Below are 21,480 nucleotides of genomic sequence, written 5' to 3'. Positions count from 1 at the left end.
AGAGGGCGGCGCCGTACCGGCCGCCCTTACAGCGATCTGATCAACAAACTGTACGTCTCTTGGGTTAGTTATGGAATTTAAAACTGCTTTGTTCTACGTCTTCGCGGCCATCATGGTATTGGCCTCGACGCGCGTAATTACGGCCCGCAATCCGGTGCACGCGGCACTGTTCCTGGTGCTGGCGTTCTTCAACGCCGCCGGCATCTGGATGCTGCTGGAGGCCGAGTTCCTGGCCATCGTGCTGGTGCTGGTCTACGTCGGCGCCGTGATGGTGCTGTTCCTGTTCGTGGTGATGATGCTGGACATCGACACCGACAAGCTGCGCGAAAACTTCTGGGGCTACCTGCCGGTGGCGTCCTTCGTGGGCGTGATCATCGTGCTGGAAATGGCCGCCGTGCTGTGGCGCTCGTTCCTGTCGTTCGACCAGCAGGCAGTCAATGCCGGCAACATCGGCGGCACCAAGGAATTGGGCATCCTGATTTACACCAAATACATCTACGGCTTTGAAATCGCCGCCGCCATCCTGCTGGTCGCGATCATCGCAGCCGTGGCGCTGACCCTGCGCAAGCGCAAGGACACCAAACACTTCGACCCTGCCGACGCCGTGCGCGTCAAACGCAATGACCGTCTGAAGATCGTCAAGATCGACCCGGTCACCACCCGTGGCGCGGCCGAAACTGAAGTTAAGGAGGCACCATGACTTTATCCCTGGCTCACTACCTCGTCCTGGGCGCGATCCTGTTCGCGATCTCGATCGTTGGTATTTTCCTGAACCGCAAGAACGTCATCATCCTGCTGATGGCCATCGAACTGATGCTGCTGGCAGTGAACATGAACTTCATCGCGTTCTCGCATTACCTCGGTGATGCGGCAGGGCAGATCTTTGTCTTCTTTATCCTGACCGTGGCGGCCGCCGAATCGGCAATCGGCCTCGCGATCCTGGTGGTGCTGTTCCGTAATCTGGACACCATCAACGTGGAAGACCTGGACAGCCTGAAGGGCTAATTTAAACCTCTCGAAAAATAACGATCAAGGTTCATCATGGCGGTTACACTTAACCCTAATCTCCTGCTAGTCGTACCACTGGCGCCCCTCGCGGGCGCGGCGGTGGCCGGCTTGCTGGGTACTAAATTCTTTGGCAACGTGGTCGGTCGCAAGACCGCGACCGCGGCGACCATTCTGGGCGTGCTGGTGGCATTCATCATCTCGGCGATGACGCTGAATGACGTGCTCAACGGCGCCACCTTCAACGACACCATCTACAACTGGATGACGGTGGCCGGCATGAAGATGGAGGTCGGCTTCCAGATCGATTCGCTGTCGGCGATGATGATGTGCGTGGTGACCTTCGTGTCGCTGATGGTGCACATCTACACCATCGGCTACATGGCGGAAGACGAAGGCTACAACCGCTTCTTCTCGTACATCTCGCTGTTCACGTTCTCCATGCTGATGCTGGTCATGTCGAACAACTTCCTGCAGCTGTTCTTCGGCTGGGAAGCGGTGGGTCTGGTTTCCTACCTGCTGATCGGCTTCTGGTACACCCGTCCGACCGCCATCTTCGCCAACATGAAGGCCTTCCTGGTCAACCGTGTGGGTGACTTCGGCTTCATCCTCGGCATCGGCCTGCTGCTGGCTTACGCCGGTTCGATGAACTACCAGGAAGTGTTCGCCAAGCGCGAGGCGCTGGCCGCGCTGACCCTGCCGGGCACCGACTGGATGCTGCTGACCGTGGCCTGCATCTGCCTGTTCATCGGCGCCATGGGCAAATCGGCGCAGTTCCCGCTGCACGTCTGGCTGCCGGACTCGATGGAAGGCCCGACCCCGATTTCCGCGCTGATTCACGCGGCAACCATGGTTACCGCCGGCATCTTCATGGTGTCGCGCATGTCGCCGCTGTTCGAGCTGTCGGACACCGCGCTGTCCTTCATCATCGTGATCGGTTCGATCACCGCGCTGTTCATGGGCTTCCTGGGCATCATCCAGAACGACATCAAGCGCGTGGTCGCTTACTCGACCCTGTCGCAGCTGGGCTACATGACCGTGGCGCTGGGCTGCTCGGCTTACTCGGTGGCCGTGTTCCACCTGATGACCCACGCATTCTTCAAGGCACTGCTGTTCCTGGGCGCCGGTTCGGTCATCATCGGCATGCACCACGACCAGGACATCCGCAACATGGGCGGTCTGCGCAAGTACATGCCGATCACCTGGATCACCTCGCTGCTGGGCTCGTTGGCCCTGATCGGTACGCCGTTCTTCTCGGGCTTCTACTCGAAAGACTCGATCATCGAAGCCGTTGCTGAAACGCATATCGCTGGTGCAGGTTTCGCTCACTTCGCCGTGCTGGCTGGCGTGTTCGTGACCGCGTTCTACTCGTTCCGTATGTACTTCCTGGTCTTCCACGGCAAGGAGCGCTTCGGTCAGGCGCATGCGCATGATGATCACCATCACGCGCCCGCGGCTGCTGCCCACGACGACCATGGTCACGACGACCACGGCCATGACGATCACGACGACCACGCCCACCACGGCCTGGCCCCGGGTCAGAAACCGCACGAATCGCCATTCGTGGTCTGGTTCCCGCTGGTTGCGCTGGCGATCCCGTCGGTCATCATCGGTGCCCTGGCTATCGGTCCTATGCTGTTCGGTGACTTCTTCAAAGGCGTGATCTTCGTCGGCGAGAACCACCACGCGATGGAAGAACTGGCGCACGAGTTCCACGGTCCTGTGGCCATGGCGATCCATTCGCTGACCTCGCTGCCGCTGTGGCTGGCGATCGCCGGCGTGGCCGCGTCGTACTACTGCTACATGATCAATCCACGCGTACCCGCATGGTTCTACGAGAAGTTCAAGGCCCTGCACACCCTGCTGGACAACAAGTACTACATGGACAAGTTCAACGAGACCGTGTTCGCAGGCGGCGCCCGCCTGCTGGGCAATGGCCTGTGGAACGTGGGCGACAAGACCCTGATCGACGGCCTGCTGGTGAACGGCAGCGCCAAACTGGTCGGCTGGTTCTCGACGCTGACCCGCCTGGCGCAGACTGGTTACATCTACCACTATGCGTTCGTCATGATCCTCGGCATTCTGGGGTTCCTGGTCTACTTCCTGCCGTTTTGGCACGCTTAATTAGCTGATACGCAAAGAGATAACGATAACCATGATGCAGTCAACCATATCTACACTACCTCCGTACCTGAGCCTGGCGATCTGGCTCCCGATTATTTTCGGCCTGATCGTCCTGGCGGTGGGGCGCGACAGCAATGCCGGCTTCACCCGCGTGCTGACCCTGATCGGCTCCATCGTCAGCTTCGGCGCGACGATTCCGCTGATCACCAACTTTGACAACGCCGCCCACGGCATGCAGTTCGTCGAGAAAGCGGCCTGGATCGAGCGCTTCAACATCTACTACGCGCTGGGCATCGACGGCCTGTCGCTGTGGTTCGTGCCGCTGACCGCCTTCATCACCATCATCGTGGTGATCTCGGCCTGGGAAGTGATCCAGAAGCGCGTGGCCCAGTACATGGGCGCGTTCCTGATCCTGTCCGGCATCATGATCGGCGTGTTCGCGGCCACCGACGGCCTGCTGTTCTACTTCTTCTTTGAAGCGACCCTGATCCCGATGTACATCATCATCGGTATCTGGGGGGGCGAGAACCGCGTGTACGCGTCGTTCAAGTTCTTCCTGTACACCTTCTTCGGCTCGCTGCTGACGCTGGTGGCCATCGTCTACCTGTACAACGTGACCGGCAGCTGGGACATCCTGCACTGGCACAAGACCCCGCTGACGATGACGGAACAGATCTTCATCTTCCTGGCCTTCTTCATGGCGTTCGCCGTCAAGGTGCCGATGTTCCCGGTCCACACCTGGCTGCCGGACGTCCACGTGGAAGCGCCGACCGGCGGTTCCGCCGTGCTGGCCGCGATCATGCTGAAACTGGGCGCTTACGGCTTCATCCGTTTCTCGCTGCCGATCACCCCGGACGCCTCGCACTACCTGTCGGGCTTCGTGATCACGCTGTCGCTGATCGCCGTGATCTACGTCGGCCTGGTGGCGCTGGTGCAGAAGGACATGAAAAAGCTGGTCGCCTACTCGTCGATCGCGCACATGGGCTTCGTCACCCTGGGCTTCTTCGTGTTCAACAACATGGCGGTGCAGGGCGCCATCATGCAGATGATCTCGCACGGTTTCGTGTCGGGCGCCATGTTCCTGTGCATCGGCGTGCTGTATGACCAGGCGCACTCGCGCCAGATCGCCGACTACGGTGGCGTGGTCAACAAGATGCCGAAGTTTGCCGCCTTCTTCATCCTGTTCTCGATGGCCAACTGCGGCCTGCCGGCGACCTCCGGTTTCGTGGGCGAGTTCATGGTGATCCTGGGCGCCACCCAGTACAACTTCTGGATCGGCCTGCTGGCCGCCACCGCCCTGATCTTCGGCGCGGCGTACTCGCTGTGGATGGCCAAGCGCGTCATCTTCGGCAAAGTGGCGAACCACCACGTGGCCGAGCTGGTCGACCTGAACGGCCGTGAATTCTTCATGCTGGGCATTCTGGCCGTCGCCACGCTGTACATGGGCCTGTACCCAGCCCCATTCACCGACACGATGCAAACCTCGGTCGCTGACCTGCTGGCGCACGTAGCACACAGCAAGCTGCCTTAAGTAGAACGGAAACACATAAATGACTACACCTATTCCACAAGAGGCGATCAACCTGGTCCCGGCGTATGCCGAGGTCGCGGTGATGATCGGCGCTTCCGCCATCCTGTTGATCGACATGTTCCTGTCCAAGGCGCAGCGTTCGATCACCTACGTGCTGTCCCTGCTGACCCTGGTGGTCTGCGCCGGCATCAGCTACGCCGACTTCGCCTCGGGCGCGACGACCTATACCTTCCACGGTATGTTCGTGGCCGATCCGATGGCCAACCTGCTGAAGCTGTTCACCTACCTGACCGTGGGCATGACCCTGGTGTATTCGCGCCAGTACGCCGATGACCGCGGCATGCTGAGCGGTAACCTGGGCGGCGAGTTCTACGTGCTGGCGCTGTTCGCCATGCTGGGCCAGCTGATCATGATCTCGGGCTCGAACTTCCTGTCCATCTATCTGGGCGTGGAACTGATGTCGCTGTCGCTGTACGCGCTGGTGGCGATGCGCCGCGATAACGTGCGTGCGACCGAAGCGGCGATGAAATACTTCGTGCTGGGCGCGCTGGCTTCCGGTTTCCTGCTGTATGGCATGTCGATGCTGTACGGCGCGACCGGCACGCTGGACATCCGTGGCGTTTCGGCCGCTGTTGCCGCCGGCACCATCAAGCCGACCATCCTGGTGTTCGGCATCGTGTTCCTGGTGGCTGGCCTGGCCTTCAAACTGGGCGCCGTGCCATTCCACATGTGGGTGCCGGACGTCTACGACGGTTCGCCTACCGCCGTGACCCTGCTGCTGGGTGGCGCGCCGAAGATCGCCACCTTCGCCATCTGCATCCGCCTGCTGGTGGAAGGCCTGCTGCCAATGGCGTTCGACTGGCAGCAAATGCTGCTGGTGCTGGCCGTGCTGTCGCTGGCCATCGGCAACCTGACCGCGATCGCGCAAACCAATATCAAGCGTATGCTGGCTTACTCGACCATCGCGCAAATCGGCTTCGTGCTGCTGGGCCTGCTGTCGGGCGTGGCCGGCACCACCGACCGTACCGGCATCGCGGCGGCCTACAGCGGCGCCATGTACTACGTGATCACCTACGTGCTGACCACCGTCGGCACCTTCGGCACCTTGATGCTGCTGTCGCGCGCCGGTTTCGACGCCGACAACATCAGCGACTTCAAGGGCCTGAGCAAGCGTAGCGGCTGGTTCGCGGTGGTGATGACCATCCTGCTGTTCTCGCTGGCCGGCGTGCCGCCGATGATGGGCTTCGCCGCCAAGTTCGCCGTGCTGAACTCGGTGCTGGGCACCGGCCAGATCTGGCTGACCGTGTTCGCCGTGATGTTCTCGCTGATCGGCGCGTTCTACTACCTGCGCGTGATCAAGCACATGTGGTTCGACGAGCCGGAAGACAACGCGCCGCTGGCCGCCTACGGCGACGTCAAGCTGGTGCTGAGCCTGAACGGCCTGGCCGTCGTCGTGCTGGGCGTGCTGCCTGGCCCGCTGCTGGCAGCTTGCCTGTCGGCCATCAAGGTCACCCTGGCCACCTGATGGATATCTCCACCGCCGGCTGGTTGGTGATCGCGATCGCTATCGCGGCCGCCAACCTGCCGTTCTTCAACGACAAGCTGTTCGCCGTCGTGCCGGCCAAATGGGCGGCCAAGCCGCTGTTCATCCGGCTGCTGGAAATGACGGCGCTCTATCTTGTCGTTGGCGCGGTGGGCTTCGCGCTCGAAACCCAGATCGGCGCACGTTTCCCCCAAGGCTGGGAGTTCTACGCGATCTCCGGCTGCATGTTCCTCGTCCTCGGCTTTCCCGGTTTCATCCTCCGCTACCTGCGCAAGGCTCACGGCTGATACACTATCGTTCTTCAACGATGTGGAGCAGCAATGGACAATCTCAAAGAATCGCATGTCGACGGTGAACTGGTCTATAACGGCCATTTCCTCAAAGTCCAACGCGACACCATCCAACTTCCCGACGGCAAGCGCACCGCGCGCGAATACATCCTGCATCCCGGCGCGGTGGTGATTTTGCCGCTGCTGGACGATGGCACGGTGTTGATGGAGCGCCAGTACCGCTATCCGCTGCGCGACGTGTTCATCGAATTCCCGGCTGGCAAGATCGACAAGGGCGAGGATCCGCTGGTCGCGGCCAAGCGCGAGCTGGAGGAGGAAACCGGCTACACCGGCGGCGAGTGGCAGTTCGTCACCAAGATCCACAATGCGATCGCCTATTCGGACGAGCACCTCGACCTGTACCTGGCGCGCGGCCTGAAAGCCGGCGCCGCCAAGTTGGACGAGGGCGAGTTCCTGGAGACCTTCACCGCCACCATCGATGAACTGCTGCAATGGGTGCGCGAAGGCAAAATCACCGACGTGAAAACCGTGATCGGCGTGTTCTGGCTCGACAAACTGCGCGCCGGCGACTGGAAGCTATGAAATTCGCGTGGGCTCTCGCAGGCCTGCTCGCCGTTGGCGGCGCGCAGGCGGCGGAGCGCACACCGTTCCAGATTCGCTGCGAGGACACCATCGCCAAGTCGATCTCGGTGCTGTCGGCCAAGCAGGATGGCTACACCATCAACAACCAGTTGCCGTACCGCGCGCTCACCGCGCGCACCGGCAGCCTGGATCGCAATATGGAAACGCTGGGCTTGACGGTGACGCAAGGCATGCACAAGGCCCGCGTGGACAGCGGGCCGGTGCTGCAGGACGCGGCCAGCGGCTACGAGTGCATCGCGCCCAAGGTGGAGATTCAGCTGTACTACTCGCCGGTGCGGGTGTACGTCGGCAACGAGTTTGCGCCGAGCACCTGCGCCTACAAGGAAATCCTGGCGCACGAGATGCGGCACCTGAAGGCGCACATGGACAACCTGGAGCGGGTGCAGAAGGTGGTGCGTGAAGCATTGAACAAGCGCTTTGGCGGACAGCCGCTGTACGCGCCATCGGGCACGGCGCTGTCGGCGTTGCAGCATGAGGTGAACAGCACCTGGTTCAACTTCATCCGCGCTGAATTTGACAAAGGCAAGGTCGAGCAGGAAAAGATCGACTCGCCGGAGGAATATGCCCGCCTGGGCAAGGCATGTAACGGCGAGATTGCCGCGATCCTCGCGCGCCGCCGTAGATAAAGAAAGTTATGACGAAATATTTTGCATTGCTGCCGGCGGCCGGCGTTGGCGCGCGCATGGCGGCAAACGGGCCGAAACAATATCTGACCGTGGGCGGCAAGCCGATGCTGCGCCATGCGGTGGACGCGTTCCGCGCCTCGCCGCTGGTCGCGCACACCTACGTCGTGGTCAGTCCTGATGATGGCGTGATCGACTCCGTGCTGCCGGCTGAGCTGGACGGCGTGACCGTCCTGCGCTGCGGCGGCGCCACGCGCATGGACTCGGTGCTGAACGGTCTGCGCGCGCTGGATGGCCAGCTTGGCGCCGACGATATGGTCATGGTTCACGACGCTGCGCGTCCGGGCCTGACGCCGGCCTTGATCGCCCGGCTGATCGACGGCGTGGGCGATGATCCGGCCGGCGGCCTGCTGGCCTTGCCGGTGGTCGACACCATGAAGCGCGGCGCGCCTGGCGCCGATGGTGTCAGCGTCAGCGCGGCCACGGTGCCGCGCAACGGCCTGTGGTCGGCGCAGACGCCGCAAATGTTCAGCTACGCGCTGCTGCTGCGCGCGCTGGGCAGCGCGCCGGACGCCAACGCCATCACCGATGACGCCAGCGCGGTGGAAATGCTGGGCTACGCGCCGCGCCTGATCGAAGGCCATCCACGCAACCTGAAAGTAACGCTGCCAGCCGACATCCGCATCGCGGAAATGTACCTGGCCAACAAGGACGAATAATATGAACAAACTCCCATTCCGCATCGGCCAAGGCTATGATTGCCATGCGCTTGTCGAAGGCCGCAAGCTGATCATCGGCGGCGTCGACATCCCGCATCACGTTGGTTTGCTGGGCCATTCGGACGCCGACGTGCTGCTGCACGCCATCACCGATTCCATCCTGGGCGCGGCAGCGCTGGGCGACATCGGCAAGCACTTCCCCGACACCGATCCCGAATTCAAGGGCGCCGACTCGCGCAAGCTGCTGCGCGAGGCCGCCAAGCGTGTGGTGGCGACCGGCTACAGCATCGGCAACGTTGATTGCACCATCATCGCCCAGCGCCCGAAGATGGCGCCGCACATCATGACCATGCGCGCCAACATTGCCGAGGATCTGGGCGTGGACATCAGCCAGGTCAACGTCAAAGCCAAGACCAACGAAAAGCTGGGCTACCTCGGCCGCGAAGAGGGCATCGCCGCCGAATCCATCGCGATGCTGATATCCTCGTAAAACAGAGTCGCTTCGTTTTCCAACACCGCGATAGCGGTAGCGCGTGGCACAGAGGGGAATTTACGCAAGAAATCATCAAGCGGATGGCCAGCGAGCAAAAAATCAAACATCCGCTTAATTGGCACTTTGGTGTGTTCGAACACCGGTGTGCCTTCATCCATGTCGATCTGCGGTACATGCGATTTGATGAAATTCAGAATATCTGCCGGAACAGGCGCCAGCGGCGAGTTGCGTGGTTCGATAATGCGGCCGTTAAAGCGGCGAACCGGATTTATGTAAAATCCCGACTCCAAGGGCGGACTGTCTTCGTGAATACAGTGTCATTTTGAGTGTAAGCGCTTGAGGATATTCTTCAAGCAAACTGAAATGGCAGAAGCTCAGCATTGATCGTCTGTGTAGGGGACGGTTCAAGCTGGCGACAGTGGTTGGCGGCTTCCTTTATTGTCGGTGGATGCGACGGGGGAGGCGGTGATGTGGAAACTATTCGGAGTTGCTGTCGGGCTGGCTTTGGTGACACCGCCGGGGGCGGAGAAGACTGCGACGACCCGTGCGCTTGAGGCCGGCGCGAAGGTGTTGCAGCGGAATCGTCCAGTCGCCGGTTTCGATATTTATCTGGTCGGCTTTCATCCGATGAAGGAGCATCCCGAGCAGCAGTTCGAGGCGCATCACTACTGCCATCAGATGAATGAGGACTTCGCGCAGTGCGTGCTGTTTGACGGCAATTCGCGGGCGGCCAATCTGCACGGCGTGGAATACATCATTTCGGAAAAGCTGTTCGAGACGCTGCCGGCGGAAGAGCGGCAGTTCTGGCATCCGCACAACGGCGAGATTCTCAGCGGTCAGCTGATCGCGCCCGGTATTCCCAAGGCCGCCGAGAAAGCGCTGATGAAGACCAAGATGAATAGCTACGGCAAAACCTGGCACCTCTGGAATACCACCAGCGATGCGCTGCCGCTAGGTCCGCCGATGTTGGCCTGGTCGTTCAACCGCGACGGCGAGGCCATGCCCGGCCTGGTCGAAAGCCGCGACCGCAAGATGAAGCTCAACACTGCGCTAACGCGCCAGCAGCGCAGCGATCTTCAAGCCCTGGCCAGGCCGCAATCGGGCGTGGATGATTTGAAGGGTAAATTTGCTCGCCCCACGAGCGACATCCCTGGTGTGACGAGCAAATAGCCGCTTACGGCGTTAAAAGACTGCGCAAGCGATCCTCGGTGCCGGGTATCCGTTCCAGCCGGGGATAGCGCAGCGAGCCAAGGTACGGAACGCTGACATTGCGTGTCGCGCCATCAGCCTCGATGGTCAGTTCGATAGCGCGCCTGCTGACAGCCGCGTCGCGGATGGCTTGCTTCAGCGCCTCGTCCGAATAGGCTTGGCCTCCAATGGCCGTAAGCCTGGCGCCCAGGCTGATGCCAGCCTTGAAGGCCGGACCTTCCCATGCCACGCTCTTGACGGCGCCTTTCCTGCCAATGACCAGACCCACCGAGGTGGAAAGGTCGGTGCCGCCGAGGTCTTTCTCGTACTGGATGAAATAGTCGGTCGGCTGATCGGTGTAGACCAGGCGATAGCCGCCGCGTTTCAAGCCATCCAGCAGGTGAGCGTCGTCGTGCGTGTCCAGGCGCTGGTTGAAGTAGCCGGCCCAATCATAAGGCGCGATGTTATTCAGCGTCTTGCAGACATCTTCAAATGTGTAGGTGCTGATGGTGCGTGCATTATTCCCAGCGCCGAAGAACACTGCGGCGAAGTCCTGCATGTTTTTGCGATCGCTGGTGAGCTCGCGCAGCAGCATGTCAACGTCCAGCCATAGCATCACACCTTCCGCGTAGTAGTCCTCGCGGCGCTGCCAGTCGCGCCAGTGCACTGGCTTGGCCGGCATGTACAGCGCGTCGACGGTGCTGTCCTGCAGCGACTTCCACGCGCGACCCGGCCGATTGGCCATCAGCGATGCATCGACCGCCAGTGCGTCCAGCGCCTGCTGCGCGGTGCGCAGGCCGAGCTGCGGCGTCATCACGTGCGCCCAGAATTCGGTTTGGCCCTCGTAGACCCACAGCAGGCTGCCGCGCATCGGTAGGTTCAGGTTTGGCGTCCAAAGGTCCGCAGGCTGGCGCGTACGACCGTTCCATGAGTGGATGAATTCGTGAGCCACCAGATTGGCCATCAGCGCCTGTTCGCCCGCGTCCTGCGCATAGTTGGCGGAGACGTTGATTTCGGTCGATTCCTGGTGCTCGACGCCGCCGCCGGAAATCATCACGTCCGACAGCGACATCAGGAAGTCGAAATGCCGGTAGTGCTGTGAGCGGAATAGCTGTGGCACTGCCGTCGCCATCGCGCTGAATTTGGCGATCAGTTCGGGCGGCAGGTTCAAGGCCGCTTCGTTGTCGCCAAACATATTGAGCCGCACCGACGTGGCCAGATCGATGCTCCTCGTGTAGCGGCCGGCGTAGACTGGCGCATCGACCAGATCTTCAAAGTTTGTGGATTTGAATTGCACGCGGTTGCCGCTTGCCTCTGCCGTTTCCAGCGAGGTCGCAAAGCGGAAGCCATCCGGCATCGTCAACTCGGCCTGCACCTTGATATTGCGGATAAACCAGCCGGCAGGGTAGAGCGCTACCTTTTGCCAGGGCAGCATCAGCATATCGCGCGACATCAGCTTGGGGCCAATGGCGGCGGGCAGATACTGGAAGGAGATATCCAGTTCGCGCACGCCAACCGGCACGTCGATGTGGAAAGCGTAGGGATTGACGACATCGCGGCGCCATGCGAGCTGCTTCGCGCCAGCCTTGATCGTCAGGCCGGCCAGGGGCGCGGCTTCCTGCGTGGGCGAGTGGCTGCCGGTTTCCCACTGGGGGTACAGCAACACCATGCTGCCGGCTTTTTGCACCGGAATGATCTCGCGCACGCGGAGGATTTTGTGAATGCTGTCGGTGGCATCGACCTGCAGTCTGATCTCGCCTTTGAACGGTATGTCTCGCGGTGCGGCGATGGCAGGCGTGGCTGGCGCAGGCTGTGGTCCGACGCTGGAAAATGCCGGGGCGATGAACGCCGCGGCGACAAGGGGGAGTAGTGTGGTTTTCATCATAAAGCTATTCTGCAATATGTATGCCATATGATAAGCCCCTGATTTCAAGGCTGTGCGGGTGTCCGCGTGACCACCAGCGGTCACGCGGACGTCCGCTTATGCGGGCACGCGCGCCAGCAGGCCGGCGATGGCGGCGTCCAGCGTGGTTGTGCCTTTGCGTGGCTGGCCTTCGAATTCGATCCAGCCCTGGTTGAAGCCGTCCAACATCTGCATGCGGGGTATTGGATTCCGCATGCCCTGCGATGCGAACAGCGTCGCCCATGTGTCACGCGGCAGCGCGTGCGCGGTCACCTGCCTGCCCAACTGGCGGCTGAAGCTGGCCGCGATATCGGCGGGACTGATGCGCACTGGCCCCTCCAGTTCGACCACGCGATGGCCGTTCCATGTTTGCTGCAATAGCTCGGCCGCCACTGCCGAGATGTCGGCGCAGGCCACCATGGCGACCGGGCTGTCGAGCGGCTGCAGGAAGCTGGCGATGGTGCCGCTTTCGCGCGCCGAGACCACATCCCACAGGCTGTTTTCGATGAACCAGGCGGCACGCAGATAGGTCACCGGCAGATCCAGGGTGCCAAACTCGCGTTCCATGATGCCCAGCTGATTCAGCAGGTTAGGCCGCATAGCCTGAGCGCCGATGGTCGACAGCACGACCACGCGCGCCGGCTGTGCGGCAGCCAGCGCCTCGCGCAACGCGGCGATGGTGCGGCGCGCTTCGGGAAAGCCTTCGGTCGGATCGAACGTCGGCGGCAGCAGCACGAACACGGCTTCCGCGCCAGTGAATGCGCGGGTGAGGGCGGCGGCATCGTTCAGATCCGCCAGCGCCACTTCGGCGCCGCGCGCCGCCCATGCCGCGCCTTTGGCCGCATCGCGCACCACGGCGCGAATCGGCAAGCCTGCCGCCAGCAGCTGTTTGCCCAGCGCCGAGCCGACCTGCCCGGTGATACCCGTAATTGCATACATGATGTTCTCCTTGAAAGTTTGATGCCCTGAATTTTCCGGGAAAACGGCCTATACTCCGATAGCATGGGATACATATCATTAATGACTAAACGGCATATATGGCTTTCGATGAAAGAGCAGTGAACGGCATGCGCGTGCTGGCCGCGATTGTGGACAGCGGCAGCTTCGTGCGGGCGGCGGAGGTGCTCGAGATGTCGCAGTCCGGCGTCAGCCGCGCCATCGCCCGGCTGGAGGCGCGGCTGAATATCCGCCTGTTCGACCGCACCACGCGCAAGGTCGCGCTGACCGACGAGGGCCGCCGCTTTTATGCGCAAATTGGGCCGCTGCTGGCCGGGTTGGAGGAGGCGGTGGCCTCGGCTGGCGAGGGTGCCGTGAAAGTGCGTGGACGCCTGCGCGTGAATGTCGACCCACTGTGGGCGCGGCTGCTGCTCGGTCCCAGGCTGGGCAGCTTCCTCAAACGCCATCCGGAACTGGAGCTGGATCTGGTCGCGCGCGACCACCTGGGTGATCTAGTGGGGGACGGCTTTGACTTGGCGATCCGTCTCGGCCAGCCGCAAAGCTCGTCGCTGATCGCCCGCAAATTGATGGATACGCGCGTGCTGACCGTCGCTACGCCGGGTTACCTGCGCAAGCACGGCACGCCGAAGAAACCAGCGGATCTGGAAAGCCCAGGACACACCTGCATCCACTTCCGCAATCCGGCAACCGGCCGGCCGTTCGATTGGGAGTTCCATCGCGGCGGCAAGGTCACCATCGTCCATCCGCGCAGTCAGGTCACGCTGAACGAGGCGGGCCTGATGGAGAGTGTGCTGATGTCGGGCTACGGGCTGGCGCAGGTGATCGACATCGCGGTGGAGCCGATGCTGCGCAGCGGCGCGCTGGTGCCGGTGCTGACCGCGTGGCCGGACGAGCGCTTTCCCTTGTACGCGTATTACCCATCGCGCCACCACCCGCCAGCCAAGACGCTGGCCTTCCTGGAGTTCGTCCAGTCTCTGCTACCATGACGGCTTTCAAGGAGCAGAATGATGGCGCGTGACAGCTACGCATACCGGCAGGTCGCGGTGGAGTCCACTGAGTGGAATGGCAAAGTGGAGATCCATCCGGTTTCCGGCCAGGCCTATGCGACCGACCTGAACGTGCAATGCTCGCGCCGCATGAGCGATACCAGCGTCTACCCGTTGGGCACCATCTTTCTGGTCAACGCCAAGCTGACCGACCGCCTTGGCGGGCCGCAGTACCTGTACGTCTGGCACGGCGATGACATCAAGGTCCTGTCGGACAGCGAAGCCGAGGTGTTCCTCGGCGCTTACCGGCGCGTGCGGCTTTAATGCACAGCGTGTAGTTTGACGGCGGGCTTCTCGCCGTCGCGCGCCCACAGCATTGCGATGGCCGCCATCACCGCCGCCAGCACGCCGCCCACCACCATCGCGCTCGATACGCCCAGATGATCGACCGCCAGGCCGCCTACCAGCGCGCCGCTGGACAGGCCGATCTGCGCGGTGGTGACGAAGACTGCGCCGCCGCTTTCCATGGCATGCGGTGCGGCCTGGAAGATCCAGGTCTGCACCGACATCGGCATCATGCCAAACGCGATCCCCCAGACCACCACCAGCAGCGCGGCGCCGATCAAGCCGGTGCCCAGCAAGGGCAGGGCGAGGGTGGAGATGCCCATCACCACCCCAGTGGCGATCAAGCCGGCGCGCACGCTGCGCGCCAGGATTTTGCCGGCGATGACGTTGCCGGCCAGACCGGCCGCGCCGTACACCAGCAGCAGGATGCTGATGGTCTTGGCATCCAGATGCGCGACCTGCGCAAGGAAGGGCGTGATATAGGTGTACGCCGCGAACTGGCCGATAAAAATCAGCAGGGTGATGAAGATGCCCAGCCGCGCCTTCGGTACGCGCAGCAGCTCGGGCAGCTGGCTGAATTTGATCGATTCCTTCGCCGGCAGCGATGGCAGCAGGCGCATTTGCGTCAGCACCACCAGCAGCGCCACCAGCGCGCCGGCGTGAAAGGCGACGCGCCAGCCGAACAATTCACCGACCAGCGCGCCGGCCGGCACGCCGGCCACGGTGCCGATTGAAACGCCGGCGAAAATCATCGACAGCGCTTTCGGCTCCATGCCTTGCGGCACCAGGCGCGTGCTGAGCGCCGGGCCCAAGGCCCAGAAGCCGCCCACGCCGACGCCCAGCAGGGCGCGGCCGAACAGCACCAGCGGGAAGGAATGCGAGAACGCGACGATCAGGTTGGACAGCAGCATGGTGCCGGTCAGGCCCCACAGCACGAAGCGGCGGTCGGCGCGGCCAATGCCGACCGTGACCAGGATGGCGGCCAGGGCGGCCACCAGACCGGGCACGGTGACCATCATACCGGCCACGCCCTCGGTCACGCCCAGCTCGGCGGCGATGGCGGGCAGCAGGCCGACTGGCAGGAATTCGGTAGTCACCAGGGCGAAGGCGCCAATGGCGATGGAGAGTACGCCGGGCCAGGAGGCGCGTGGCGCTGCGGCCGGTAGTTCAACCGGCTCGACAGCCTGGGTATTGGTGTTGTTTTGCATGACGGAATCCTTGTAGCGGTAAAAATGCTTGAGTTTTTTACTGATCGGTTCATAATGTGGCCTGCGAGATGCTTTGTCAATGAATTTTTAACCGAACGGTATGAAAGAGAGAAAAATCGGCCGCCCGCGCACCTTCGATGCGGACAATGCGCTGGAAAAGGCCATGAAAGTTTTCTGGGAGAAAGGGTACGAAGGCAGTTCGCTGCCCGAGCTGACCGAGGCCATGGGCATGAACCGGCCCAGCCTGTACGCCGTGTTCGGCAACAAGGAAAACCTGTTCCGGCTGGCGCTGGAGCGTTACGGCGCCACCCACGATCCGCTGTTTGACGCCGCGCTGGAGAAAAAGACCGCGCGCGAGGTGGTCGAGCATTTCTTGCGCGGCAACGCCAACGCCCAGACCGAGGAAGAGGCGCCGCACGGCTGCCTGGTGATCAACGGCGCGCTGGCGTGCAGCGACGATGCGCTGCCGATCCGCAACTCCCTGATTGAACGCCGGGCGGCGGCCGAGGTGCGGCTGCGCGAGCGTTTCGAGCGGGCGAAACAAGAGGGCGATCTGCCGGCCGACTTCTGCGCCAGCCAGATGGCGCGTTACGTTATGACCGTCTCCAACGGCATGGCGGTGCAAGCGGCGGCCGGCGCCACGCGCCAGCAGTTGCAGGAAGTGGTCGACCAAGTCCTGCGTGGCTGGCCAACATAACTCCGGGGTCAGGTCCTAATGCCGCTAAGTTAAGGCCTTTTTGACCGCAAACTGATGAACCGTCATTCCCGCGCAGGCGGGAATCCATAGGGCGCGTGGTCATCAGTTCAGCATGGATTCCCGCCTGCGCGGGAATGACGGCTCTTAACCTCGGATTAGTCGGTGGTGCCGTCGTCGTCGTCGTCTTCGGTGTCGGCGGCGCCGGCTTTGATGGTTTGGGTGCGGGCGGTGTCCACCGCCGCTTTCAGTTTGCCGGCGTTACCCATGAATTGGTCGACGCTGCGGTCTTCGCTGTGCCGTACTTCCGGCGGCAGCAGCACCGACATGTACAGCTCGTCCGCCGCGCGGCCGGTGCTTTGCAGGTTGGCCAATACCATCAAGCCCGAGCCCGCCAGCAGCATGACGGTGGCCGTGATCAGGAAGCGGCGCGGGTGGTGCGGTTTGATGGTGAGCAGGTGGAAGAACACCATGCCGCAGGCAATCGCCAGCGTCACCAGGTTGCCGTAGCGCGTCAGCGATTCGGCCGACCAGGCGTAGGCCAGCACCGAGCTGCCGGCACGCCACAAGCCCACCGCCGCCAGCGCGCTGCCGAGGATGAACAGGTGCCGCCCCATGCGCGCATGGCTGCCGAACAGGCGGTTGGCCAGCGCCCACACGCCCGCCCACAGCAAGCCGGCCGCCAGGCTGGAGGCCAGCACCAGCAGGTAGCGGATCAGGGCGAACGGTTCGACGTCCGACAGCCACGTCTCCAGGCAGGAGAACACGGCGATCAGCACTAGGCCGATGGTGGCCGGCGTCGCGCCTTCCCAGCCGTGCATGGTGGTGTCGGCGATCTCCGGCGCCACCGGGAAGTCGTACGGCCGCACCCGCAGCCGCGTGTGGCCGAGGCGCACCACGGTGTTGCCGTCCAGCGTGATGGTGCTCTGGCGGCGGCCCTTGTAGACGCTGCCGTTCTTGCTGCCGAGGTCGCGTAGCACCACTTGGTTGTGCTCGTCCAGCTCGACCACCGCGTGGCTGGCCGCGCTGTGCGCGTCGTCGAGGATGACTTCGTTGTCGTAGCTGCGACCGATGCGGATCGGCAGTTGCGTCACCTTGTGACGGTGCAGCACGTCGCCGTTTCGGGCCAGGATTTCGACGAAGTAGGGGGCCTTCATTTTGCGCCTCCTTTCTTCGGCTTCTGCTGCGCCAGCGACAGCGATTCGAGGAACACGCGCGACAGGCGCAGGCCGTTTTCATACGAGACGCCGCGCGCGTCGAGCCGGCTTTGCAGGCTCATCAAGCCCTGGTCGGTGCTGGCGGTCAGCAGCGCGAAGTCGTACAGGCCGGCGAATTTGCGGTAGGCGCGCACGCACAGCACGGCGCGCAGCGGCAGGTCTTTGTTCTTGACGAAGTCTTCCGTGCAGTTGGGGCCGGTCAGGCGCGTGTCCTTGTTGCTGCCGAAGTGTTCGTTCTTGAACGAGGCGCTCGACAGTTGTGCGAAGCGCAGCTTGTCGAGGCCGGTGCTGCGCAGGAACTGGTGGCGGATGCTGATCTGCCCGGTCTGCAGCGAGCCGCTGACGAAGATCGCCGATTCCATCGCGCAGCTGGCGTCGTCCACCGTGAACGGTTTGTCGGCCTTGACGTTGGAACGGCCCCAGCAGCGCATCTGCTCGGATTCGCGCACCGGCACCTGGTACGGGCCCATCGGCTTCAGGCTCAGCGGGCTGGCCAGCAACTGGTTGACCATCGCGGACTGGTGGGCCAGCAACTGGCCGGCCACCACCGCGGTGAAGTCGCTCGGCGCTTTCTGCTGGGCTTCGACTTTTTTCAGCAGGTCCTGGGCGTAGCGGGCCGGCACCAGGAAGCTGACCAGTTCGCCGTCCAGGCGCTTGGAGACGTTGACCCCGGCCACCGAACCGTCGGCCGTCACGCTGGGGCCGCCGCTCATGCCGGAGTTGATCGGGCCGGTGAACATCAGCTGGTCGTAGAAGCTGCGCGCGATGACGCCGTTGTAGGCGCCCTCGGAAATGGCGAAGCCGAGGTCGAGCGGGTTGCCCATCGAGTACAGGTATTGGCCCTGGGTCAGGCGCGCCAATTGTTCGGGCATCTTGAAGAAGCCGGTGCCGTTGCGGTTGACGCGCAGCACGGCCAGGTCGTGCAGCACGTCCACCGCCAGCAGCTCGACATTGCCGCGCTGGCCGCTGGTGTCGACCCATTCGCCGACGTAGGTGTCGGGATCGAGCGCGAATTGTGACACCACATGGTAGTTGGTGACCACCAGGTTGCTGGTGCCGATCAGGAAGCCGGAACCGACCGAGGACTGGGTGCGGCCGCTTTTCAGCAGCGAGCGCACTTGCAGGATGTCGTGCTTGGCGGACGCGTACAGGTGCTGGGCCGCGCTCGACGGCGGCGGCAGCGGCGCGCTGTCGGCGTTGGCGGCGGCCTCGGCGCCAGCGGCCGGGCCGGCGGCCGGCGCGGTCGCGGCGGGTGTCGTGGTGTGGGCGCTGTTCGGCGCGGTCGCTGGCGGCGCGGCCTTGGCCGCCGGCTTGGCGCCATGTGGGACAGGGGCGGGGGCCGCCGCCGGCTGCGTGGCGGCCGGATCCGCGGCGGAGGCCGCGCCGGCGGCGCAGGCCCAGGTTACAGCAAGAATGCGAGCGAGCTTGATGACTTTCATGCAGTCCTTAAAACGTTACTACCTTACAGCGCGCCATCCTCCACCGGCGCCGGGGTGAGCGGCGTCATCATGTGGCCCAGCTTGGCGGCTTTGGTATCCAGATAATACTGGTTGAAGGCGTTGCGGTTGACCAGCAGCGGAACCCGCTCGGCCACTTCGACGCCCAATTTGGTCATGGCATCGATCTTACGCGGATTATTGGTCATCAGGCGTAAGCTTTTCACGCCGAATTGTTGCAGCATCGGTTTCACCAGCCCGTAGGTGCGCTGGTCGGGCTTGAAGCCCAGCTGTTCGTTGGCCTGCACCGTGTCGGCGCCGGCCTCCTGCAGGCGGTACGCGCGGATCTTGTTGACCAGGCCGATGCCGCGGCCTTCTTGGCGCAGGTACAGCAGCACGCCGCGGCCCTCGTCGGCGATCTTCTTGAGCGCGCCTTCGAGCTGGGCGCCGCAGTCGCAACGTTGCGAGAACAGCACGTCGCCGGTCAGGCATTCCGAGTGCACGCGCGCCAGCACCGGCGCGCCATTGCCGATGTCGCCCAGCACCATGGCCAGGTGTTCCTTGCCGGTGGCCTTCTCGACGAAGGCGTGCAGGGTGAACTGGGCCCATGGGGTCGGCAAGGCGCAGGAGGTGACGTAGTTGAGTTCGTCCGGGGAGGTGATTTCTGCGCTGTGCGACATGGTTTTGCTCTTTATTCTGTTCATAACTAGGTAAAAAAGGCGCGCCGGGCTGTTCCAACAGACCCGGCGCGCCCTTCATGATACCAAAACTGGCAGAAATTTATTTTGGGCCAGCCTCTAGCTTTTCAAGCCTTACTGCCGGGGCAGGTCGAACACCAGCAGTTCGGCGTCTTCCGCCTGTTCCAGCGTCACCAGCGCTTCGTCGGTGATTTTCAGGGCGTCGCCGGCTTTCAGGTGCACGCCGTTGACCGTCACCGCGCCCCGGATCAGGTGCACATACGAGATGCGGCCCGCTTTCAGCTCATGGGTCAGGCGGTCGCCCTCGGCCATGATGGTGGCGTAGATCTCGGCATTCTGGTGGATCAGCACCGAACCGTTGCGGCCGTCGTTCGAGGCGATCAGGGCCAGCTTGCCTTGTTTGCTCTCCGGCGTGAAGTGTTTCTCCTCATAGCTGGGCGGGATGCCGATCTGGTTGGGCTGGATCCAGATTTGCAGGAAGTGCACCTGCTCCGTGCGGTCGCCGTTGAACTCGCTGTGACGCACGCCGGTGCCGGCGCTCATGCGCTGGACGTCGCCGTAGTGCAGCACCGAGCCGGTGCCCATGCTGTCCTTGTGTTCCAGCGCGCCGCTCAGCACGTAGGAGATGATCTCCATGTCGCGGTGGCCGTGGGTGCCGAAGCCCTGGCCGCCCATGACCTTGTCCTCGTTGATCACCAGCAGCGGGCCGAAGCCGACGTGCTCGGGATCGTGATAGTGGCCGAAGGAGAAGCTGTGTTTGGAATCCAGCCAGCCGTGGTTGGCTTTGCCGCGGGAATCGGAATGACGTACTTGTAACATGGTGGGCTCCTTTAATGTGCGATAATTTTGAAAGCGATGGACACATTGTAGGCCGTCGTTTCAAAATAAAAAAACGGAAAAATTACCCCTCTACTATCGAAAAATTCGAATGCTCAGATTAAGCCTGGAAGCCCTGCAAATCGTGGACGCCATCGACCGGCGCGGTTCCTTCTCCGCCGCCGGCAAGGAGCTGCACCGCGTGCCATCGACGATTTCCTACACCGTCAGCAAGCTGGAGGACGATCTCGGCGTGCAGGTGTTCGAGCGCAACGGCCCGCGCGTGGAACTGACCGCCGCCGGCGCCGAGTTGCTGAAGGAGGGCCGTTACCTGCTGAAAGCGGCGCAGGACCTCGAGCACCGGGTGCGCCGCGTGGCCTCCGGCTGGGAGACCGAGCTGGCGGTGGCGATGGATTCCATGTTCTCGCCCTGCCTGTTCCACGCCGACGTGCCGGCCTTTTACGAGGTGGCCAAGCAAACCCGCCTGCGCATCGTGCAGGAAGCGCTGTCCGGCACCTGGGAGGCCCTGCTGGACCGCCGCGCCGACCTGCTGGTGGGCGCGGCCGGCGACGGCCCGGCCGGGGGCGGCTATATATCGGAGCCGATCGGCAAGGTCAATTTCGTGTTCGCGGTGGCGCCTTCGCATCCGCTCGCCGATGTTCAGGACAAGTTGGGGCGCACCCATCTTCAGCATCACCGCGCCATCAGCGTGGCCGATTCCGCGCGCCAGATGGCGCCGCGCACGGTTGGGTTGTTGCTGGGCCAAGACACGCTGACCGTGCCCGACATGCACACCAAATTCCAGTACCAGCTGGCCGGCATGGGTTTCGGCTTCCTGCCCGAGCCATGCGCGCGCGCCGCCATCGCGGCCGGCCTGCTGGTCGAGAAGCAGGTGGAGGAGCCCAAGCCGGCCGAGACCTTCTACCTGGCCTGGCGCAGCGGCGAAAACGGCGCCGCGCTCAATTGGTGGCTGAACCGCATGCGCCAGCCGGGCCTGTTCGAACGTTTGCTCAGCCATCTGCCGCATCATAATATTGACTAAGGCCAATAGTTTCGGAGTAC

The 21,480-nt window shown here is 62.9% G+C and carries 23 protein-coding genes; 15 read left to right on the top strand and 8 right to left on the bottom strand.

Annotated features, from left to right (window positions below; translation table 11 throughout):
• Positions 1-70 precede the first annotated feature (70 nt).
• From FHW83_RS02540 to ispF, 10 genes are read left to right on the top strand one after another with little or no spacing between them, the layout of a single operon-like run.
• A complete protein-coding gene (locus FHW83_RS02540; RefSeq protein WP_176644767.1) occupies positions 71-700 on the top strand; it encodes an NADH-quinone oxidoreductase subunit J in 630 nt (209 codons plus the stop codon).
• Positions 697-1,005 (top strand): NADH-quinone oxidoreductase subunit NuoK, encoded by a 309-nt coding sequence (gene nuoK / locus FHW83_RS02535; RefSeq protein WP_135200508.1) that lies wholly within the window; start codon positions 697-699, stop codon positions 1,003-1,005. The genes FHW83_RS02540 and nuoK overlap by 4 nt, the downstream gene beginning before the upstream one ends.
• Before the next feature lie 36 nt (positions 1,006-1,041).
• Complete coding sequence (nuoL, locus tag FHW83_RS02530) at positions 1,042-3,129, top strand: NADH-quinone oxidoreductase subunit L (RefSeq protein WP_176644766.1); 2,088 nt, start codon at positions 1,042-1,044, stop codon at positions 3,127-3,129.
• 31 nt (positions 3,130-3,160) lie between these two features.
• On the top strand, positions 3,161-4,660 hold the full coding sequence (locus FHW83_RS02525; protein WP_176644765.1) for an NADH-quinone oxidoreductase subunit M: 1,500 nt from the start codon (positions 3,161-3,163) through the stop codon (positions 4,658-4,660).
• Positions 4,661-4,679: 19 nt separating this feature from the next.
• The gene (gene nuoN / locus FHW83_RS02520; RefSeq protein WP_176644764.1) at positions 4,680-6,185 is read left to right on the top strand and encodes an NADH-quinone oxidoreductase subunit NuoN; all 1,506 of its coding nucleotides are present in this window, start codon (positions 4,680-4,682) and stop codon (positions 6,183-6,185) included.
• Positions 6,185-6,490 (top strand): DUF2818 family protein, encoded by a 306-nt coding sequence (locus tag FHW83_RS02515; protein WP_176644763.1) that lies wholly within the window; start codon positions 6,185-6,187, stop codon positions 6,488-6,490. The genes nuoN and FHW83_RS02515 overlap by 1 nt, the downstream gene beginning before the upstream one ends.
• Positions 6,491-6,523: 33 nt before the next feature.
• Positions 6,524-7,075, top strand: a complete 552-nt coding sequence (locus FHW83_RS02510; protein ID WP_176644762.1) for an NUDIX domain-containing protein — start codon at positions 6,524-6,526, stop codon at positions 7,073-7,075.
• Positions 7,072-7,761: a hypothetical protein gene (locus tag FHW83_RS02505; protein ID WP_176644761.1), complete on the top strand. Its 690-nt coding sequence runs from the start codon at positions 7,072-7,074 to the stop codon at positions 7,759-7,761. The genes FHW83_RS02510 and FHW83_RS02505 overlap by 4 nt, the downstream gene beginning before the upstream one ends.
• Positions 7,762-7,769: 8 nt before the next feature.
• Positions 7,770-8,477, top strand: coding sequence for a 2-C-methyl-D-erythritol 4-phosphate cytidylyltransferase (gene ispD / locus FHW83_RS02500; RefSeq protein WP_176644760.1), 708 nt, complete (start codon positions 7,770-7,772; stop codon positions 8,475-8,477).
• Between the two features lies 1 nt (position 8,478).
• The gene (ispF, locus tag FHW83_RS02495; protein ID WP_176644759.1) at positions 8,479-8,967 is read left to right on the top strand and encodes a 2-C-methyl-D-erythritol 2,4-cyclodiphosphate synthase; all 489 of its coding nucleotides are present in this window, start codon (positions 8,479-8,481) and stop codon (positions 8,965-8,967) included.
• On the opposite strand, the gene FHW83_RS30430 is transcribed toward ispF, so the two are convergent.
• Positions 8,907-9,260, bottom strand: a complete 354-nt coding sequence (locus tag FHW83_RS30430) for a DUF433 domain-containing protein (RefSeq protein ID WP_218105920.1) — start codon at positions 9,258-9,260, stop codon at positions 8,907-8,909. The genes ispF and FHW83_RS30430 overlap by 61 nt on opposite strands.
• 178 nt (positions 9,261-9,438) lie before the next feature.
• Between FHW83_RS30430 and FHW83_RS02485 the strand changes: the two genes are divergently transcribed.
• Positions 9,439-10,140 (top strand): OBAP family protein, encoded by a 702-nt coding sequence (locus FHW83_RS02485; RefSeq protein WP_176644758.1) that lies wholly within the window; start codon positions 9,439-9,441, stop codon positions 10,138-10,140.
• A 4-nt stretch (positions 10,141-10,144) separates the two neighbouring features.
• Here the strand turns inward: FHW83_RS02485 and FHW83_RS02480 are convergent, their stop codons facing one another.
• Entirely contained in the window at positions 10,145-12,043 is a 1,899-nt protein-coding gene (locus tag FHW83_RS02480; RefSeq protein WP_176644757.1) for a M61 family metallopeptidase, read from the bottom strand.
• Between the two features lie 96 nt (positions 12,044-12,139).
• On the bottom strand, positions 12,140-13,000 hold the full coding sequence (locus FHW83_RS02475) for an NAD(P)H-binding protein (RefSeq protein ID WP_176644756.1): 861 nt from the start codon (positions 12,998-13,000) through the stop codon (positions 12,140-12,142).
• A gap of 98 nt (positions 13,001-13,098) precedes the next feature.
• Here FHW83_RS02475 and FHW83_RS02470 point away from each other — a divergent pair, with 98 nt between their 5' ends.
• Positions 13,099-14,004 carry a LysR family transcriptional regulator gene (locus FHW83_RS02470; protein WP_176644755.1) on the top strand — a complete coding sequence of 302 codons (906 nt, stop codon included), beginning with the start codon at positions 13,099-13,101 and terminating at the stop codon, positions 14,002-14,004.
• An 18-nt stretch (positions 14,005-14,022) separates the two neighbouring features.
• Positions 14,023-14,328 (top strand): hypothetical protein, encoded by a 306-nt coding sequence (locus tag FHW83_RS02465; protein ID WP_229223988.1) that lies wholly within the window; start codon positions 14,023-14,025, stop codon positions 14,326-14,328.
• Here the strand turns inward: FHW83_RS02465 and FHW83_RS02460 are convergent.
• Positions 14,325-15,557 (bottom strand): MFS transporter, encoded by a 1,233-nt coding sequence (locus FHW83_RS02460; protein ID WP_176644754.1) that lies wholly within the window; start codon positions 15,555-15,557, stop codon positions 14,325-14,327. The two genes, FHW83_RS02465 and FHW83_RS02460, sit on opposite strands and share 4 nt — an antisense overlap.
• 100 nt (positions 15,558-15,657) lie before the next feature.
• On the opposite strand from FHW83_RS02460, the gene FHW83_RS02455 reads away from it, so the two are divergent.
• On the top strand, positions 15,658-16,254 hold the full coding sequence (locus FHW83_RS02455) for a TetR/AcrR family transcriptional regulator (RefSeq protein ID WP_176644753.1): 597 nt from the start codon (positions 15,658-15,660) through the stop codon (positions 16,252-16,254).
• 155 nt (positions 16,255-16,409) lie between these two features.
• Here FHW83_RS02455 and FHW83_RS02450 read toward each other — a convergent pair whose 3' ends face one another.
• The 4 genes from FHW83_RS02450 to FHW83_RS02435 form a co-directional block, all read right to left on the bottom strand.
• Positions 16,410-17,408 (bottom strand): FHA domain-containing protein, encoded by a 999-nt coding sequence (locus tag FHW83_RS02450; protein ID WP_176644752.1) that lies wholly within the window; start codon positions 17,406-17,408, stop codon positions 16,410-16,412.
• Positions 17,405-18,907, bottom strand: coding sequence for a serine protease (locus tag FHW83_RS02445; protein WP_176644751.1), 1,503 nt, complete (start codon positions 18,905-18,907; stop codon positions 17,405-17,407). The genes FHW83_RS02450 and FHW83_RS02445 overlap by 4 nt, the downstream gene beginning before the upstream one ends.
• A gap of 23 nt (positions 18,908-18,930) precedes the next feature.
• Positions 18,931-19,584: a GTP cyclohydrolase II gene (gene ribA / locus FHW83_RS02440; protein WP_176644750.1), complete on the bottom strand. Its 654-nt coding sequence runs from the start codon at positions 19,582-19,584 to the stop codon at positions 18,931-18,933.
• Between the two features lie 132 nt (positions 19,585-19,716).
• Positions 19,717-20,421 carry a pirin family protein gene (locus FHW83_RS02435; protein WP_176644749.1) on the bottom strand — a complete coding sequence of 235 codons (705 nt, stop codon included), beginning with the start codon at positions 20,419-20,421 and terminating at the stop codon, positions 19,717-19,719.
• Positions 20,422-20,530: 109 nt separating this feature from the next.
• On the opposite strand from FHW83_RS02435, the gene FHW83_RS02430 reads away from it, so the two are divergent.
• Positions 20,531-21,460 (top strand): LysR substrate-binding domain-containing protein, encoded by a 930-nt coding sequence (locus FHW83_RS02430; RefSeq protein WP_176644748.1) that lies wholly within the window; start codon positions 20,531-20,533, stop codon positions 21,458-21,460.
• The last annotated feature ends 20 nt before the right edge of the window (positions 21,461-21,480 follow it).

This window comes from Duganella sp. SG902, assembly GCF_013376005.1.
GTDB lineage: Bacteria > Pseudomonadota > Gammaproteobacteria > Burkholderiales > Burkholderiaceae_D > Rugamonas.
Note: the sequence above shows the minus strand (reverse complement) of the source record. Positions and strands in the feature narration are given on the sequence as shown.